General features: G+C 66.8%; 17 protein-coding genes and 2 tRNA genes. 8 read left to right on the top strand and 11 right to left on the bottom strand.

Annotated elements, in window-relative coordinates:
* Window positions 1–42 precede the first annotated feature (42 nt).
* The gene (locus OXS49_RS06855; RefSeq protein ID WP_267422955.1) at window positions 43–801 is read right to left on the bottom strand and encodes a collagen-like protein; all 759 of its coding nucleotides are present in this window, start codon (window positions 799–801) and stop codon (window positions 43–45) included.
* 268 nt (window positions 802–1,069) lie between these two features.
* The gene (locus OXS49_RS06850; protein WP_267422954.1) at window positions 1,070–3,076 is read right to left on the bottom strand and encodes a bifunctional diguanylate cyclase/phosphodiesterase; all 2,007 of its coding nucleotides are present in this window, start codon (window positions 3,074–3,076) and stop codon (window positions 1,070–1,072) included.
* Window positions 3,077–3,471: 395 nt separating this feature from the next.
* Here OXS49_RS06850 and OXS49_RS06845 point away from each other — a divergent pair, with 395 nt between their 5' ends.
* Both OXS49_RS06845 and OXS49_RS06840 read left to right on the top strand, forming a co-directional pair.
* Complete coding sequence (locus OXS49_RS06845) at window positions 3,472–4,539, top strand: spore photoproduct lyase family protein (protein WP_243998788.1); 1,068 nt, start codon at window positions 3,472–3,474, stop codon at window positions 4,537–4,539.
* A 48-nt stretch (window positions 4,540–4,587) separates the two neighbouring features.
* The gene (locus OXS49_RS06840; protein ID WP_267422953.1) at window positions 4,588–5,046 is read left to right on the top strand and encodes a nucleoside deaminase; all 459 of its coding nucleotides are present in this window, start codon (window positions 4,588–4,590) and stop codon (window positions 5,044–5,046) included.
* A gap of 4 nt (window positions 5,047–5,050) precedes the next feature.
* Here the strand turns inward: OXS49_RS06840 and OXS49_RS06835 are convergent, their stop codons facing one another.
* Both OXS49_RS06835 and OXS49_RS06830 read right to left on the bottom strand, forming a co-directional pair.
* Window positions 5,051–5,362 carry an ETC complex I subunit gene (locus tag OXS49_RS06835; protein ID WP_243998785.1) on the bottom strand — a complete coding sequence of 104 codons (312 nt, stop codon included), beginning with the start codon at window positions 5,360–5,362 and terminating at the stop codon, window positions 5,051–5,053.
* Between the two features lie 25 nt (window positions 5,363–5,387).
* A tRNA-Pro gene (locus OXS49_RS06830) sits at window positions 5,388–5,464 on the bottom strand.
* A 271-nt stretch (window positions 5,465–5,735) separates the two neighbouring features.
* Between OXS49_RS06830 and OXS49_RS06825 the strand changes: the two genes are divergently transcribed.
* From OXS49_RS06825 to OXS49_RS06800, 6 genes are all read left to right on the top strand, one after another.
* Window positions 5,736–5,963, top strand: coding sequence for a hypothetical protein (locus OXS49_RS06825; protein ID WP_267422952.1), 228 nt, complete (start codon window positions 5,736–5,738; stop codon window positions 5,961–5,963).
* 653 nt (window positions 5,964–6,616) lie between these two features.
* Window positions 6,617–7,936 (top strand): polysaccharide biosynthesis/export family protein, encoded by a 1,320-nt coding sequence (locus OXS49_RS06820; RefSeq protein WP_243998780.1) that lies wholly within the window; start codon window positions 6,617–6,619, stop codon window positions 7,934–7,936.
* A 96-nt stretch (window positions 7,937–8,032) separates the two neighbouring features.
* Entirely contained in the window at window positions 8,033–8,176 is a 144-nt protein-coding gene (locus OXS49_RS06815) for a hypothetical protein (RefSeq protein ID WP_267422950.1), read from the top strand.
* On the top strand, window positions 8,177–9,292 hold the full coding sequence (locus tag OXS49_RS06810; protein ID WP_243998778.1) for a glycosyltransferase: 1,116 nt from the start codon (window positions 8,177–8,179) through the stop codon (window positions 9,290–9,292). It begins immediately after the preceding gene.
* A 180-nt stretch (window positions 9,293–9,472) separates the two neighbouring features.
* Window positions 9,473–10,630: a glycosyltransferase family 4 protein gene (locus OXS49_RS06805; protein WP_267422949.1), complete on the top strand. Its 1,158-nt coding sequence runs from the start codon at window positions 9,473–9,475 to the stop codon at window positions 10,628–10,630.
* Between the two features lie 243 nt (window positions 10,631–10,873).
* Window positions 10,874–11,086, top strand: a complete 213-nt coding sequence (locus OXS49_RS06800) for a hypothetical protein (protein ID WP_243998774.1) — start codon at window positions 10,874–10,876, stop codon at window positions 11,084–11,086.
* 180 nt (window positions 11,087–11,266) lie between these two features.
* On the opposite strand, the gene OXS49_RS06795 is transcribed toward OXS49_RS06800, so the two are convergent.
* The 7 genes from OXS49_RS06795 to lon form a co-directional block, all read right to left on the bottom strand.
* Window positions 11,267–11,554, bottom strand: coding sequence for a hypothetical protein (locus OXS49_RS06795; RefSeq protein ID WP_267422946.1), 288 nt, complete (start codon window positions 11,552–11,554; stop codon window positions 11,267–11,269).
* Between the two features lie 454 nt (window positions 11,555–12,008).
* A complete protein-coding gene (locus OXS49_RS06790) occupies window positions 12,009–12,233 on the bottom strand; it encodes a hypothetical protein (RefSeq protein WP_267422945.1) in 225 nt (74 codons plus the stop codon).
* Window positions 12,234–12,260: 27 nt separating this feature from the next.
* Complete coding sequence (locus OXS49_RS06785) at window positions 12,261–12,386, bottom strand: hypothetical protein (RefSeq protein WP_267422944.1); 126 nt, start codon at window positions 12,384–12,386, stop codon at window positions 12,261–12,263.
* 48 nt (window positions 12,387–12,434) lie between these two features.
* Entirely contained in the window at window positions 12,435–12,764 is a 330-nt protein-coding gene (locus OXS49_RS06780; protein ID WP_267422943.1) for a hypothetical protein, read from the bottom strand.
* 346 nt (window positions 12,765–13,110) lie between these two features.
* Window positions 13,111–13,186, bottom strand: a tRNA-Val gene (locus OXS49_RS06775).
* Window positions 13,187–13,251: 65 nt separating this feature from the next.
* Window positions 13,252–13,977 carry an aspartate/glutamate racemase family protein gene (locus OXS49_RS06770; protein ID WP_267422942.1) on the bottom strand — a complete coding sequence of 242 codons (726 nt, stop codon included), beginning with the start codon at window positions 13,975–13,977 and terminating at the stop codon, window positions 13,252–13,254.
* 75 nt (window positions 13,978–14,052) lie between these two features.
* Window positions 14,053–16,479, bottom strand: a complete 2,427-nt coding sequence (gene lon, locus OXS49_RS06765) for an endopeptidase La (protein ID WP_243918198.1) — start codon at window positions 16,477–16,479, stop codon at window positions 14,053–14,055.
* Window positions 16,480–16,506: the final 27 nt, after the last annotated feature.

The raw sequence follows: 16,506 nt of genomic DNA, 5'->3' as shown, positions 1-16,506 counted from the left end.
GGCGCTCGGCGCAAAACCCGCCACCCCGTTTGCGAATCCTTCTCAGTAGCGGTCTTCCGACGTCACGCCGCCGCCCGGCTCGACATCGGACGAGGCGTTTGGAGACGGTTCCTCCCGGTCCGGACGCGGCCGGGTCGCCGCGCGACGGGGGGGCGGCGCCACCCTCTGCACGGTGTTGGGCGCCGCAGCCTTTCCGGGTGGACCGGCCGGTCCGGGCGGACCCACCGGCCCCTGGGCTCCGCGCGGTCCGGCGGGCCCCATCGGGCCCATCACCCCGGATGGGCCGGTTTCTCCGGCAGAACCGGGTTCGCCGGCCGGCCCGGGCCGACCGGGCTCGCCCTGTACACCGGCAATTCCTGCCGGACCGGGCGGACCGACCGGGCCCGGCACCCCCGTCGCGCCCGCCTCGCCAGCCGGGCCGGTTTCCCCCCTCGGACCCGTCTCGCCACGGAGACCCTGAGGCCCGGACGGTCCGACGATGCCGGGGGCCTGAGGACCCTGCTGCCCACAACCTCCGACCACGACACCGCGGGATTGCTTCGGCGTTCGAAGGGTCGCGATGCAAGTTTCCGGGTGATAGACGACCCGGAACTCGAAATAGCCGTTGCTGTCGGTCCGCTGCGGGAACCGGCCGTCGAGCGTGATCTCGACATCCGGGTCGTCGGCATATCCGATGATCCAGAGGTCACCCCCGGTGATCTTCGCCGCCTCGATCCGCATCTCGGCCCAGGCGGGAGCCACCCACGCGGTCCAGACCGCGGCCATCCCGCAGAGGGCAGTGCGCTTACGCGCTGCGCACATAGCAATTTCCATGATCATTTGCGCGGTCACCATGCCGCACGGCTCTAGTTAAGCAATAACTATATCAATACATCACGCGTGAAAAACCGCAGTTTTCCAACGGTCATTCCGCAAATGCGGAATGCGCAAGCATCTGCTGCCCGAATGCTCGGCAACTTCCGCCCCGGCCGGGGCGGCGGAGCGCGCCCGGCGAAGGGCGCGCCGGGCCGCAGGTTTCGCGCCAAGCGCCGGCATTCCGGTCAAACGGATAACGCGCCGACCCGCCCGCTCAGGCGGCTTCGATGTGGTTTGCGAACACCTTGACCTCCAGTTCACACCCCGGCATCGGCCGACCGAGGTGGTAGCCCTGGAGAAACGGGCAGCCCATCGTCTGAAGGGTGCGGAGATCCTCGTCGGATTCGACACCCTCGGCCACGACCTCGAGCCCGAGCATGCGACCGAGGCCCAGCACCGCGAGGACTAGGCCGCGCTTGTCGTCCGAGGCGCTGAGCCCGGTGACGAAGCTCCGATCGATCTTGATCCGGTCCGCCCGTAGCTGGCGCAGCGACGACAGCGACGAGTAACCGATTCCGAAATCGTCGAGCGCCACGCGAATGCCCGCCCGCGACAGGGCCTGGAGCTTGCCCTGAACGGCCGCGATATCGAGCGCGGTCTCCTCGGTGATCTCGATCTCGAGCATCGCGGCCGGCAGGTCGAGGCCGCGCAAGCGCTCGATGACGATCTCGTCCACCGGCACCTGTGCCATCTCCTGAGGGGAGACGTTCATGGCGACACGGACGTTTCCGAGTCCTCGGCCGCGCAGGATCTGCATCATCGCGCAGACCTGTTCGAGGATGTAGCGCAGCAGGGACTCGGTCAGCCCGGCGGTTGCCGCCGTGGCCACCAGGTCGGGCGGCGCGATCCAGCCGAGCCGCGGATGCTGCCAGCGCACCAGGGCTTCGAGCCCGACCAGCGTCGTGGCGTCTATGCTGTAGATCGGCTGGAACCACACCTCCGGAGTACCCTCCGCCAGGGCCGTCGAGAGGTCGCGCTCCAGATCGCGACGGATCTGCAGCCGCTCGCGCAGACCTGCATCGAACATCCGATAGTGGTTCCGACCGGCCGCCTTGGCGGCGTACAGAGCCGCGTCGGCGCAGCTCAGCATCTCCGTCAGGCTCGGTTCAGGGCCGGGATGAACGCCGATGCTCACCCCGAGCCGACCCGCATCGAAACCGTCCAGGGGCTGCGCGACCGCGGCGACGAGGGCCGCCGCAAGCCGGTCGTGCGGCATGCCGGACGCGGCGGGGTCGTACAGCACCGCGAACTCGTCGCCCCCGAGCCGCGCCGCGAGGCCGCTCTCCGGCAGTTCCGCGCGGATGCGCCGAGCAACCTCGACCAGCACCCGGTCGCCCGCCTTGTGCCCGTAAACGTCGTTGACGAGCTTGAAGCCGTCGAGATCGAGCAGCAGCAGGCTGATCGAGCTGGCCGGGAGGCGGCTCTCCGCCTGCTGGATGAACCCCGCCCGATTGAGCAGGCCCGTCAGGTCGTCATGCGTGGCGCGTCGGCGCATCTCGTCCGCCAAGGCGCTCACGCTGGCATGGGCCTCCGCGCGCGACCGCGCCAGCGCGGTTGCCTCGTTCTTGATCCGGCTCGCCTCCCGGAAACCGGCCTCGCTCCGGAACGCCGTGTGCGTTAGGGCGAGGAGGTAGAGCAGCACGCAGACCGCGAGGCAGGTCCGGTCGAAATCGCCGACCGCGACGAGGCAGATGGTGACGGAGAGCAGCGGCGGCAGGATGAAGGCCAGCGGGATCCGCGCATAGGCGGTCCCGTGCGTGACTGCGCCCGCGGTGATGCCGCAGGTGATCGCGAGGTAGAACAAGGTCTGCGCCGAAGTGTAACCCGCGCAGAGGAGCGGCTGGCAGGCCCAGACCAAGCCGGACAGGAACGCCGCCGCGATGCAGGCGCGCAGGTGCCGATCGACCGATTGCATGGCCGCGGCGGCCATGGCCGGCGGCGTCTCCGACGTCAGGCCCAGCCCGAGACAGGTCGCACGGCACAGGCCGATCCGAGCCAGGTTCACGATCGTGGAGAACGCGAACCAGACGACGCCGGCTTCACCGTGCCCACTGTGATACGCGACCAGCATGCTCGCGAGCCCAAGCAGCATGTTGACGGGAATCGCCGTCAGCACGCTGCCGCGCATGGCTTCGAGCTGGTCCCGTCGGACGAGCGCGCGTGAGAGCGCCCCGGCCCGAAACGCCGTCTCACCCAAGCCCGGAGGCACCGGAACCGACATCTCCTGATCCCGAACAATCATGGCGCGCCCACTCAGCGACGCCCGATGATGCTTCATGAATCGTAAGATAATGTTGCAGGGCAACCGGCGTCTACAGACGGTTGGGATTGAGCCGACCTTTGGGCATCGCCTGTCTTCTGCCGCGGTGACGCCGGTTCGGCCAACGTGACCAAATCAAAACAAAGCGCTGGATCCGCTGTCGATCGCCGCGACGCGGCATGCGACACGCGAATAGAAAGTCTTGGCCATGACCTATGATGGCTCTGCTCCGGGGCGCACTCGCGTTCCGGCCCTCGCGAACGGGGACGGCCCAGGACCAGGGGTCGCAAGCCATTCCGGGCCTGCGGCCGGACCCCATATCGTGCGTCGGGCCGCGTCCGGCCCCCGGATTTAACATGGCCCTCACGCGCGATCTCCTCGATATCCGACGGATCTACCACGAACCCGTCGTGGCCGATTACCCGCTCGGTCAGGAGATCCTCGCGCGCTTCCCCGAGGCCGAGCGCATCCCGGTACCGTCGCACTGGAACATCCCGGACCTGCACGGCAACGCCGGATCGGTGGACGATTGGGTACGGATCAAGCGCTCGACCCTCGTGCTGGGGGTAAAGAAGGGCCTGACCATGCGGCCGAACGGCCGGAGCGCCCATTTCATCGCGCCCTCGACCTCCAACGGCTGCGCGATGGCCTGTGCCTATTGCTACGTGCCGCGCCGGAAGGGCTTCGCCAACCCGATCTCGCTATTCGTGAATATCGAGCAGGCCTGCGCGGCGATCCAACGCCACGCCGCGCGCCAGGGCCCCCTGCCGGCACCGGACCTGATCGATCCGGCCTTCTGGATCTACGACATCGGGGAGAACGGCGATCTCTCGGTCGATGCCGCGGTGAGCAGCGGCGTCGGGAGCCTGATCGCGCTGTTCCGCGACCTGCCGAACGCGAAGGCGTCCTTCGCCACCAAGACCGTGAACCGCGACCTGTTGAACTACGATCCGCAGGGCAAGACGCGGATCCGCTTCTCGCTCATGCCGGCGCGCATCGCCCGAATCGTCGACGTGCGCACTGCCCCGATGCCGGAGCGGATCGCCGCGATCAACGATTTCGTGGCGGCGGGCTACGAGGTCCACGCCAACTTCTCGCCCGTGATCCTGTACGAGGGCTGGGAGGCCGATTGGCGCGCCCTCTTCGCCGAGATCGACGGCACGCTCTCGGACGCCGCCAGGGCGCAGCTCAAATGCGAGATCATCATGCTGACCCACAACGCGGATCTGCACGCGGTCAATCTGGGCTGGCACCCCCGCGCTGAGGATCTGCTGTGGCGGCCCGACATCCAGGAGGCCAAGGTGTCGGAGGGCGGAGGCGCGAACCTGCGTTACCGGGCCGGCTGGAAGGGCCGGTGGCTCACGCGCTTCAAGGCGCTCCTCGCCGAGACCCTGCCCACCTGCACGGTTCGCTACGCGTTCTGAACTCCCGGCCGGGCCCGGCGTTGGAGCGCCATTGAGAGGGGCAGGATCATGTCCACGCACGAATCCTATATCGGCGAGGCCGTCGCGCTCGCCGCCGAGAACGTCGCTGCGGGCGGCTCGCCCTATGGGGCCGTGATCGTGCGCGACGGCGCCGTCCTCGTCCGGGCGGCCAACACCGTCCACGCGACCAACGACCCGAGCGCCCATGCCGAGATGGTGGCGCTGCGTGAGGCGAGCCGGATCCTGGGCCGCCGCGACCTGTCCGATTGCGTGATGTATGCAAGCGGGCGCCCCTGCCCGATGTGCCACGCCGCGATGCGGCTAGCCGGCTTCAAGCGCGGCTACTTCGCGTTCTCGGCCGAGGAGGCCGAGCAGTACGGAGCCGGAAGCGCTTCGATCTATGCCGAGCTGTGCCAGCCCCTCGACGCGCAACCGATGCAGCTCAGCCAGCTCAGACCGGCGGGCGATTCGCCCTACCCGGCATGGCGGGCGCGGCGGGACGCCTGACGCCTCAGTGCGTCCAGGGCGCGGTGCGGTTGAATTTGAAGTTATCCGAATAGGACAGGCCCTTGCGGGCGGCGGGCTTGGCCGGCTGCTCGACGCGGTAGGCGATGCCCTCGCGCTTGGCGTAGGCCACCGCCTCCTCCTCCGTGTCGAATTCCAGCCGGACCTGCTGCATCATGTCGGAGGATCCGTTCCAGCCCATCAGCGGATCGATCTCGCGCGGGCTGGTCCGGTCGAACTCCAGGACCCACTGCTTGGTCCGGGCGAGGCCGGACTGCGTGGCATCCCGGGACGGACGGAAGATGCGGGCACTCGGCATCTGACGCGACAGGCTCCTGAACAAATGGTCGGGGCGATAGGATTCGAACCTACGACCCCCTGGTCCCAAACCAGGTGCGCTACCAGACTGCGCCACACCCCGACATCCCGTTTACGGGCTCAGATCCCTAGCGTTTCGCCCGTCCGGCCGCAAGGCGAGCCTGCGTCGCACGGGGGCTGAAATGGCGCCACTCTATGGCGCCGCGGCCGGACCACGCCGCGGTGCGGGGCGTGGTTCGTGATCAATCACCGAAACTCACAGGAAATACCCGGGTCGATCGACCGCCAATCCGTCAGTCGACCGTGACAGCGGCATTGGTAAATGATTTGCTAATGTCTCCTGCCGCGCCCCGGCGCGTGATGGAGGGATCCCAGTGTTGGACGATAATGATCCGCGCCGGTACGACGACCCGATCTGGTACGATCGGGCCGAGGTCGACGAGCCGCCGAGCCTGATGCTGAACGCGGTGGCGTATCTATTCCTGGTGCTGCTGGCCTGCTGCGCCATCGCGGTGAAGCTGTACTGGCTTCCAAACGCTCTGTGGTGCCGCATCGCCGGGTGGGTCGAGCGCCGCTGGGTCGCGGCGACCAAACGGCTGTGATGCGCAGGCCCGGGAGTCTCGAGCCGCTCACGTCCGTTACAAAAGTCTCATGATTGGCCAATAGGCGTTTGCGCCTGTTGTCGTGTATATCCGGGACATGCTGCGCTGCACAACGTGAGGCGGTCATTCCGGTCGTCGGACAAGGCTTGGTTTCAGGTCGCGCTGAACTGGTTGCTCGATCAGCCCAGGAGGCACCGGATCGATGACCGGCACAGAGACGTTGACGTCCCCAACGGCCAGCAAGTCGCGACGCGCGAACGCCGCCCGTCCGGTCGATACCCCCCGATTTCCTCCGGGACGACCGGTCCTCCGCATTCTCCAACCTGGGAAGCCGGCTTGTGGCGCTGGACGCGGCCTAGCCATCCCGGCAGAGTCCGCGGCGACGCATCCGCGCGCGCTCACCTTGTTCGGCTCGCGGACGACACGACGCGCCTGGCTCCTGCCGATGATGCGCCGGGTTCCAGTGCGAGCGGGCGCCGATCCCGGCAGGCAGGCCATGTCGGGTTGCGGCTGGGCCGGATACCAAGATTTCAGATCGGGCGGGTTTCCGCCTGGATCCGATATTAGGAATGGCTTAATTTCCGGATCGGCGACGCGTAAGGATTACGACCATGGATAAACATGCGGGCGGCTTGAACCGCCGAATAATACGCATGCGTCTCGCCGGCTCCAGATCTCTGGCCGTCGTCTGTTCGCTGGTCGCCCTGATCGTGATGGTTCCGACAAGCGGCCACGCCGTCGACAGCGATTACAGGCTCGGTGCCGGCGACAAGACCCGCGTGCGCGCGAGCGAATGGCGCGCCTCGCAGGCTCAGGTCTACGAGTGGGACGCGATATCCGGGGAATACACGATCAATTCGTCGGGCTACATTTCGCTGCCGCTGATCGGCGAGGTCAAGGCGACGGGAAAAACGACGAGCGAACTGTCCGACGTCATCGCGGAGGGCCTCGTCAAGAAGATCGGCACCGTCAAGCGGCCCGAGATCGCGATCGAGATCACCCAGTACCGCCCGTTCTACATCCTCGGTCCGGTCACCAAGGCCGGCGACTACCCCTACCGCCCCAACCTGACGGTCCTCCAGGCGGTCGGCATCGCGGGCGGGTTCCGCCGGACTGCCGACGAACGGCCGGAGCGGGAATCGATCAGCGGTGAGGGCGACCTCAACGTCCTGCAGCTGAGCCTGTCCTCCTACATGACGCGGCTGGCGCGCCTGAACGCGGAACTGGCGGACGCCAACAGCATCACCTTCCCCGCCGAAATCAACAATCAGGCCAGCAACCCGACCGTCCGCGATTTCATCAAGCAGCAGGGCAGCATCTTCCAGTCGCGCAAGGAGTCGATGCGCGCGCAGCTCAAGTCCTACGAGGCGCTCAAGGTGCTCCTCTCCCAGGAGGTCACCTCGCTCAACGAGCGGGCGCAGTCGCAGCAACGCCAGATCGAACTCGCCAAGCGCGAGCGGGATGCGGTCGATACGCTCATGAACAAGGGTCTCACCGTCAACGCGCGGCAATCGACCCTCGAACAGCAGCTCGCGCAATTCGAGTCGTCCAAGCTCGATATCTCGACCTCGATTCTTCGTGCCCAGCAGGAGCTGAGCAAGGCCGATCGGGACAGCCTGGAGCTGCGCAACAAGTTCAGGAATTCGGTCTCCGACGAAATCCATGAGGTCTCCCTGAAGATGCAGGAGACCAAGGAGAAGATCAGCACGGCCCAGGCGCTGCTGTCCGAGACAGACGGCTTCATCTCGAAGGCGAGCGATCGAAACGCCCGGATCTCCTACAGCATCGTCCGAAAGGTCGACGGCAAGGCGCAGGAGATCGCAGCCGAGGAGAGCACGCCCGTCTTCCCCGAGGACGTCATCCGCGTGCGGATCAACCGGCGGCCCGACTTCGCCGAGACCGGGCGCAGCGAGCTCGGGTCCGAGCAGGCGGCCGGCCAGCTTCCCGGAGCGCAGCTGAAGAGCATCCGCTAGACGCTCTGCACCGACGTAGACACCGGCTCGGCGCGCCGCAGGGCGCCCGACCCGCCACACACGGCTGCAGCACACGCTGGCACCGCGGTCTCGACGATGGAGGACGTCTCCATCGTCGAGACCGCGAAGATGCAGTCTGCGCCGAAGGCCACCACAGCACAGCCCGCGCCACCGCGTCTCGAATTGGTGCCGCGCGAGATATCTCGAAAAACCAGTCCGTTCCAGGCCGAGGCAAACTGAATGAAAGTTGCGATCGTTCATTACTGGCTGGTGGGAATGCGCGGCGGCGAGAAGGTCGTGGAAGCCCTGTGCAACATGTATCCGAACGCCGATATCTTCACCCACGTCTATGATCCGGCGGCGATCTCCCCGACCATCAAGGCGCACCAGATCAAGACGTCGTTTATCGGCCGGTTGCCGTTCTCGGTGGCGAAATACAAGTCGTACCTGCCGCTCATGCCCATGGCGCTGGAGCAGCTCGACCTGCGCGGCTACGACCTCGTGATCAGCAGCGAGTCAGGGCCCGCGAAGGGCATCATCCCGCCCTCCGCCTCGACCCATATCTGCTATTGCCACTCCCCGATGCGCTACGTCTGGAACATGTTCCATGATTACCGGGAGCGCACGGGTTTCATCAACCGACTCGTCATGCCGCCCGCGGCACATTACATTCGCAATTGGGACGCGATTTCCGCCAACCGCGTCCACGAGTTCGTGGCGAATTCCGCCACGGTCGCCCGTCGCATCGAGACCTACTATCGGCGCCAGGCGACGGTGGTCTATCCGCCGGTCGATACGGCTGCCTTCTCCATCGTACCCGACCAGGAGATCGGCGATTTCTACCTGATGGTGGGCGAACTCGTCCGCTACAAGCGCCCCGAACTGGCCGTCGAAGCGTTCAACCGGCTGCAGAAGCCCCTGGTGGTGATCGGCGGCGGCGAGATGCTGCGTGAGCTGCGCAGCCTCGCGGGTCCCACGGTGAAGATCCTCGGGCCGCAGCCCTTCCCGGTCCTTCAGCATCACTATGCACGCTGCCAAGCCCTGATCTTCCCGGGCGAGGAGGATTTCGGCATCGTTCCGGTCGAAGCGATGGCGAGCGGCCGCCCGGTGATCGCGTATGCGCGCGGCGGAGCGACGGAAACCGTCCAGGATTCGATCACCGGCACGTTCTTCCATGAACAGACCGTCGATTGCCTGATCGACGCGGTCGAGCGCAGCCGGCAGATCGCCTTCGAACCGGAGCGTATCGCCCGCCGGGCCTCGGAGTTCGGCCTGGATCGTTTCACCCGCGAGATGTCGCAGTTCATCGACCGGACCATGGCGCGATCGGGGGCGGACAGCCGGCCCAACCTTTAGAGCGCGCCGCCGGAATGGACGCCGTTTCGCTGGGGCGCACTCGGAAAGGTCTGATGGCCTGATGGATCGCCCAGCTCGCACCGCACCCTTCAGCGCTCCGGCGGGTGGAAACACCGGAGCCTGGACTTTCTCCTGCATCATCGGCGTGGCGCGCCTGTCGGTCATGGCCCGGAACGCACCATGAAGAAGATTCTGTTCGTCACGCATGCTGCCCATTACGGGGGCGCCGAACTCTTTCTTCGCGATATCGTCGTCCATGCGAAGCAGACCGGCCGCCATTGGCCGGTCGTCTTCCTCGACGACGGACCTTTGGTTCAGGATCTGATCGATGCGGGATCGGACGCCAGGACCGTGAAGGCCGGCGCTCAGATCCTGAGGCTGAAGCGCGGATCAAGCATTCGCGCTGTCGTCTCGGCCCTGATCGGCATCTTCGCGGTCGTGGGCGCACTGATCAGGGCTTTTCGCGGCGTCGACGTGGTCTGCGCCAACAGCCAGAAGTCCCTGTTCCTGGCCGGTCTCGCCGCACGCCTCGCGCGCAAGCCGTTCGTCTGGATCCTGCACGATCTGGTGACGGACAGCAGTTTCTCGCCAACGATGCGGCGGGCCCTGGTCTTCTTCGCCAACCACATGACGTCCCACGTGGTGACCAATTCCCTGGCCGCCCGGGACGCTCTGATCGAATGCGGCGGCAGGGCCGACTCGATCTCCGTCGTCTACAACGGTTTCGATTTCGCGGCGGATGTCCCCGCCGCCTCGGACACGGATCGCGGTTCGGTCCTGCAGGAAGCCGGTCTGCCGGATCTTCCGACGGTCGGCCTGTTCGGCCGTATCGCCACGTGGAAGGGCCAGCACGTTCTGATCGAGGCGGTGGAGCGTGTTCCGGGCCTGCAGGCCCTCGTGGTCGGTGACGCGACCTATCAGGACAGCGCCTATTTCGATCGCATCCGGGCCCTGGTCGAACAGAAGCACCTGTCCGATCGGGTCAAATTCCTGGGCTTCCGAAAGGACGTCCGGCGCCTCATGGCGGCGGTCGATATCGTGGCGCACACGTCGATCGACCCGGAACCGTTCGGACGCGTCATCGTCGAGGGCATGGCGTTGGGCCGTCCCGTGGTCGCCACGCGGGGCGGCGGGGTGGGCGAGATCATCGATCACGGGACGACCGGCCTCCTCTATCCGCCGGGAGACGGCGTGGCCCTGGCCGAGGCCTTGCGCTCGCTCCTGAGCGACCGCGCGATGGCCTCCCGCCTAGCCGCGGATGGGCGCAGCACGGTCACGGCGCGCTTCTCGATCGAACGGTCCGTTCAGGATCTCGATCGGGTGTTCGATGGCCTGTGAGGCGGCCCGTTCAGAGGGGCGAACCGACGCCCGGTCGGCATTTTGCCGTCGCTCGACCTGTCAAGGAAACGGCGCGTTTGGAGGCCGGGGGCCGGTGTTCCGACCCGGTGTTCCAAAGTCGGATACCTCGAAGTGGCTGCTTCTTGAGACCTCGGGGCGGCGTCGCCCCCCGCTCCGGTTCGTGCCGAGCGGCTGGACGCCCTGCGAGCGGTGATGCCACGTAGATTCAGGCAGGAGGTTGGAATGACTGTACACTGCACGTTGATGCTGACGACCACCGAGAAACTCGGCGCCTGGGATTTCATCGTTGTGCCGCGCATCGGGGAGACCATCGTGCTTCCGCCGCTCGCCGGGGCGCAGGCGCCCGAGTTCTACAAGGTGATGCTGGTTCAGCACGTCCCGCAGGTCGAGGGCATGGATGCGACGGTCGATCTGCTGGTCGAGGCGAAGGTTTGAGGCCGGCCAGATTCGCGCGCTAACGCCGTTCCGCCGGCGCGATCGACATTCCGGCGCGTGGCGTCGCCGCGCGCTCTCCGTCGTGAGCCTCTCGGCGGCGACGCGAGACGGTGGGGCGGGCGTCGATGCTGCTGCCACCGACGAAGGCGTCGACCACCGCCCGAAGATGGCTATCGTCGATTATCGCCATCTTTCGTCGGTACACGCCAGAACGTAGACGACGTGCATGCAGCGCGCCTGCGCCGCCTGCGATTTTGCATCGGCCATGCACGCCTGCATGCCGGACGACAGCACCGCCCGATCGATTCCCTCGGGGCCGCCGCAGGTGAAGATCGGCTGAAAGCCCTCGAAGCGACTGACCTGCCAAAAGATGGCGACGACCGACAAGAGGCAGAACAGCGCCACCAAACCCTTGTTGTCGTAAAACCAGTGCCGTGGCTGAGCCTCGGAAGCGGCGGCCTCACTCATCTCTGCGCCGGAGAGGCCAAGGCCACGGCATTCTTCACGATCGAGCAGCCCGTGCCCGGCCGGGACGCCGTGTCGGCCAGCTGTTTATGGGCCGCAGAAGGCCGTCCGATCGCCTTCACGCCGTCGAGGGTCCGGTCCAAACGAAGGGTCAAAGGCTCGGCGCTCGCGACCGCGCAGCTGGCCCCGATCGCAGCTTCGATCTTATGATCTCTCGCTTGTGTCATGCTCCGCTGCAAAAATCGGGGTGTCTGGTGTGCAACAAGATCGTGGTTGGCGGATGATGAGAGCCTCAAACCCCCGACCCAATCCGAGTAAAGGATTGGTGGTCTGTTGCCATAATATGTCGGTCCTCCGCAGCAGTGCCGTAGTGGGCTATTCTGGGGCCCAGAAAACCTCCGTTTCCGGAGAATAACCAGCGCCCTGTTCCGGGCTCGGCCGCCAGGTGCCCTCCGCCCTACCCGACGGGCTCGACCTCGACGTTGACGGCCTGGATGCCAAGCAGCTCTTCGTCCGGCCCTTCGACACCCCACACCACGCGCGTCACCCGGTAAGCGCCACGGACCTCATGCTTTCCGCCTAGCATGACCTCCTCGCCTCGGCGTGGGACCTGCCGCCAGAAGCGGGCACCCCACTCCTTTCCCGCCAAAAAAAACCTGATGCTGACCTCGGTATCGCGCATGACTGTTCGTCTCTTCATCCCTTTCGGCTACCTGCGCCGTCCGGACACGCTTTCGACGCCGCCGCGCAGGTGCTCGGGCGAGTGACGCCCATAGACGTCCTCGACCACGCGCTCGGTCGTGCCGAGCGCCTTCGCCACCGTGCCGAACGGCATCCCGTCCATAACGGCCCAGGTCGCGAAAGTGTGCCGTAGGACGTGGCGCTAGATCTCCTCGCCGCGCGCACCGGTGGTCCAAGCGCGGCGCAGAGGCAGGATTTGCCATCCTTCAAACTCGATCCCGTAGGCACCGGATCGCCGCCACCGCCGCATGGGCGCAGCCAGCCATTTCAACATCGGGATCGGCATCCGCCGCGTCGATGATTTTCCCTCGGCCGTGCCGTGCCGGTCGATGAGGCCGGAGCGCAGATCCACGAAGCCGGAACACGTGACCTCGATCCACTTCAGACGGAGGATCGCTTCATGCCGGGTACCCGTGTAGGGGCCCGCCAGGATGAACCGGGCGACATGGAACTGGATCAGCAGCGCGCGCATCACTATCGCTGTGTCGCCGCCAGACCGCCTTCGCCTTCCCGCCCGCCCGCCGAAGGCTCGGCGCGGCGAGCGGCATTTGCGCGGCCTGCGAGCGGGTCAGCCACCGATCCCGGGCCGGAGGCCTGTCCGGCCTCGTAATCGGCACCAGATCGAGCCGCTTGTGTTCCGCGTGCGCGTAGCCGAGTACGGCCGACAGCCCCGGCAACTTGTGGCGCGCAGCCTGATCGCCGACGCGCGGCCCCTCGGCCTCAAGTGCGAAGCGGTAGCCCGGGCCGAACTTGAACCACGGCTGCACCGTGCGCCACTTCGCGCAGGCCCGCCGCAGGTTTCAAGTCCCTGATGTATATGGTGGGCGGTGACGGGCTCGAACCGCCGACCCTCTCCGTGTAAAGGAGACGCTCTACCAACTGAGCTAACCGCCCCGCGACCGACCGTTACGGCATGCGGCCGGTCGGGCGCAAGATCCGCCGCCCGCTTGACCTGAACGCTACCCGCGATCGGCCATCCGTGCCGTCAGGGCCGGCGCGAGCCCCGTAGTCTCGGCCGGTTCCGGAGCCTGTCGCAGCTGCGCAGACCCACGCGCTGCCGCCAGGACAGAGCGGGTTCCGGCCTCGACCGAGCAGATCAGCGGGCACGCAACGCGCGATGCCAGGCGCGCCGTGAGGCCGGCGAGCCCCGCGCCCCCCAAGATCACGGTGACGGCGCCAGCCTCCGCACAGGCCCCACAGGCTTCGGCCAGCCCGGCCAGAGCGGCGTCCGGATCACGGGCGATCGCGGCGCCGCTCGGGGCGACGGTGCGGATCGCGGCGAGGCGGTCGGCGAGACCCAGCGCGGCCACGAACTCCCGCAGCATCGGCTCCCAGGCGGCGCCGCCGGTCACGATCCCGAACGGGCCCCGCGCTGCAGCCTCGTGGCAGGCGGCTTCCGCCATACCGACCACCGGCACCCGGGCGATCTCGCGCAGCGCGAACAGGCCCGGATCGCCGAAGCACGCGAGATAGACGGCGTCGCACCCTGCCTCGTGCTCGGCCAAGGCGTCGAGGGCCGCATGGCCCGCGATGGCCGCGGCGCTGCGGCTCGCGATGTAGCGGGCCCCGAAACGCCCGGTGACGGCGCGCAACGCGGCCTGGTCCCCGAGCTGAGCGCAGACATGCCTGGCGACCAGATCGGTGATCGCCGCGCTGGTGTTCGGGTTGATCAGCAGGATGCGCATCCCGGCCCTCGCACACGAAAAAGCCCCCGGGGACGATCCCCGGGGGCTTTCTTGACACGTCAGAGCGGGAGGGTGTCAGTGCGCCACGAAGGTGGCACCGTCCTCTTCGGTCCGGGCGGGCTTGGCCACGGGCAGCGGCTCCTCCCACTCGATCGCCACCGGCACACGGACCAGCGCCTTCTCCAGCACCTGATCCATCCGCGCGACCGGGATGATCTCCAGCCCGTTCTTCACGCTGTCGGGCACCTCGGCGATGTCCTTCGCGTTCTCCTCGGGGATCAGCACCGTCTTGATGCCGCCGCGGAGCGCCGCGAGCAACTTCTCCTTCAGGCCGCCGATCGGCAGGATCCGACCGCGGAGCGTCACCTCGCCGGTCATCGCGACCTCGCGGCGGACCGGGATCCCGGTCAGCGTCGAGATGATCGCGGTGGCCATGGCGATGCCGGCCGACGGGCCGTCCTTCGGAGTCGCCCCCTCTGGAACGTGGACGTGGATGTCGCGCCGGTCGAATAGCGGCGGCTCGATCCCGAAGTCGATGGCCCGGGAGCGGACATAGCTCGCCGCCGCCGAGATCGACTCCTTCATCACGTCCTTCAGGTTGCCGGTGACCGTCATCTTGCCCTTGCCGGGCATCATGACACCCTCGATCGTCAGCAACTCGCCGCCGACCTCGGTCCAGGCCAGACCCGTCACCACGCCGACCTGATCGTCCGCGTCGATCTCGCCGTAGCGGAACTTCGGCGGGCCGAGGAAGACCTGAAGGGTCTCGACGGTCACCGCAACCACCTTGGTCTTGGTGATCAGGATCTCCTTCACCGCCTTGCGGATCAGGTTGGACAGCTCGCGCTCCAGGTTACGGACGCCGGCCTCCCGCGTGTAGCGGCGGACCAGCATCATCAGGCCGTCGTCGTCGATCGACCACTCGTGGGTCCCGAGGCCGTGCTTCTTCAGGGCGTTCGGGATCAGGTGCTTGCGCGCGATCTCGACCTTCTCCTCCTCGGTGTACCCGGCGATGCGGATCACCTCCATCCGGTCCATCAGCGGGCCCGGGATGTTGAGGGTGTTGGCCGTGGTCACGAACATCACGTTCGAGAGGTCGTAATCCACCTCCAGATAGTGATCGTTGAAGGTGCTGTTCTGCTCAGGGTCGAGGACCTCGAGGAGCGCCGCCGACGGATCGCCACGGAAATCCATGCCCATCTTGTCGATCTCGTCGAGCAGGATGAGCGGGTTCGAGGTCTTGGCCTTGCGCATCGACTGCACGATCTTGCCGGGCATCGAGCCGATATAGGTCCGGCGGTGGCCGCGGATCTCGGCCTCGTCCCGTACGCCGCCGAGCGACATACGGACGAACTCGCGACCCGTCGCCTTGGCGATCGACTTGCCGAGCGAGGTCTTGCCGACGCCGGGGGGACCGACGAGGCACAGGATCGGGCCGGTGAGCTTGTTCGCGCGCTGCTGCACCGCGAGGTACTCGACGATCCGCTCCTTGACCTTATCGAGGCCGAAATGGTCGTCGTCGAGCAGCGCCTGGGCGCCGAGCAGATCCTTCTTGATCTTCGAGCGCTTGCCCCACGGGATGCCGAGCATCCAGTCGAGGTAGTTGCGCACGACGGTCGCCTCGGCCGACATCGGCGACATCTGGCGCAGCTTCTTCAGCTCGGCGGTGGCCTTGTCGCGGGCCTCCTTGGTGAACTTGGTCTTCTCGATCTTCTCTTCCAGCTCGGCCAGCTCGTCGCGGCCATCCTCGGAGTCGCCCAGCTCCTTCTGGATCGCCTTCATCTGCTCGTTCAGGTAGTACTCGCGCTGGGTCTTCTCCATCTGTCGCTTGACGCGGGTCCGGATGCGCTTCTCCACCTGAAGCACGGAGATCTCGCTCTCCATCAGCGACAGGACGCGCTCCAGGCGCTGCGCCACCGTGGGGGTCTCGAGGATGCCCTGCTTGTCGGAGATCTTGACGAGCAGGTGCGAGCCGATCGTGTCGGCGAGCTTGGACGGCTCGTCGATCTGGGTCACGGCGGAGACGACCTCGGGGGAGATCTTCTTGTTCAGCTTGACGTAATTCTCGAACTCCGAAAGCACGGAGCGCGCGAGCGCCTCGGCCTCGACGCTGTCGCCGAGCTCGTCGTGCAAGGCTTCCGCGGTCGCCTCGTAATACTCGTCCGAGCGGGTGAAGCCCGTGACCTTCGCGCGGCCAACGCCCTCGACCAGCACCTTCACGGTGCCGTCGGGCAGCTTCAACAGCTGGAGCACGGAGGCAAGGGTGCCGATCTTGTAGATCGCGTCGGTGGCCGGATCGTCGTCGCCCGCGTTGATCTGGGTGGCGAGCAGGATATGGCGATCGGTGCGGACGGCCTCCTCAAGGGCGCGGATCGACTTCTCGCGGCCCACGAACAAGGGCACGATCATATGCGGGAAGACGACGATGTCGCGCAGGGGGAGAACGGCGTAGGTGCCCGTCGAACCCGGGACCACCGGCTGGCGCGATTTCGACTGTGACATGCTGACTTCCTCTCAGGACACCCGGCT

The organism is Methylobacterium sp. GC_Met_2 (assembly GCF_026540795.1).
Classification (GTDB): Bacteria; Pseudomonadota; Alphaproteobacteria; order Rhizobiales; family Beijerinckiaceae; genus Methylobacterium.
Note: the sequence above shows the minus strand (reverse complement) of the source record. Positions and strands in the feature narration are given on the sequence as shown.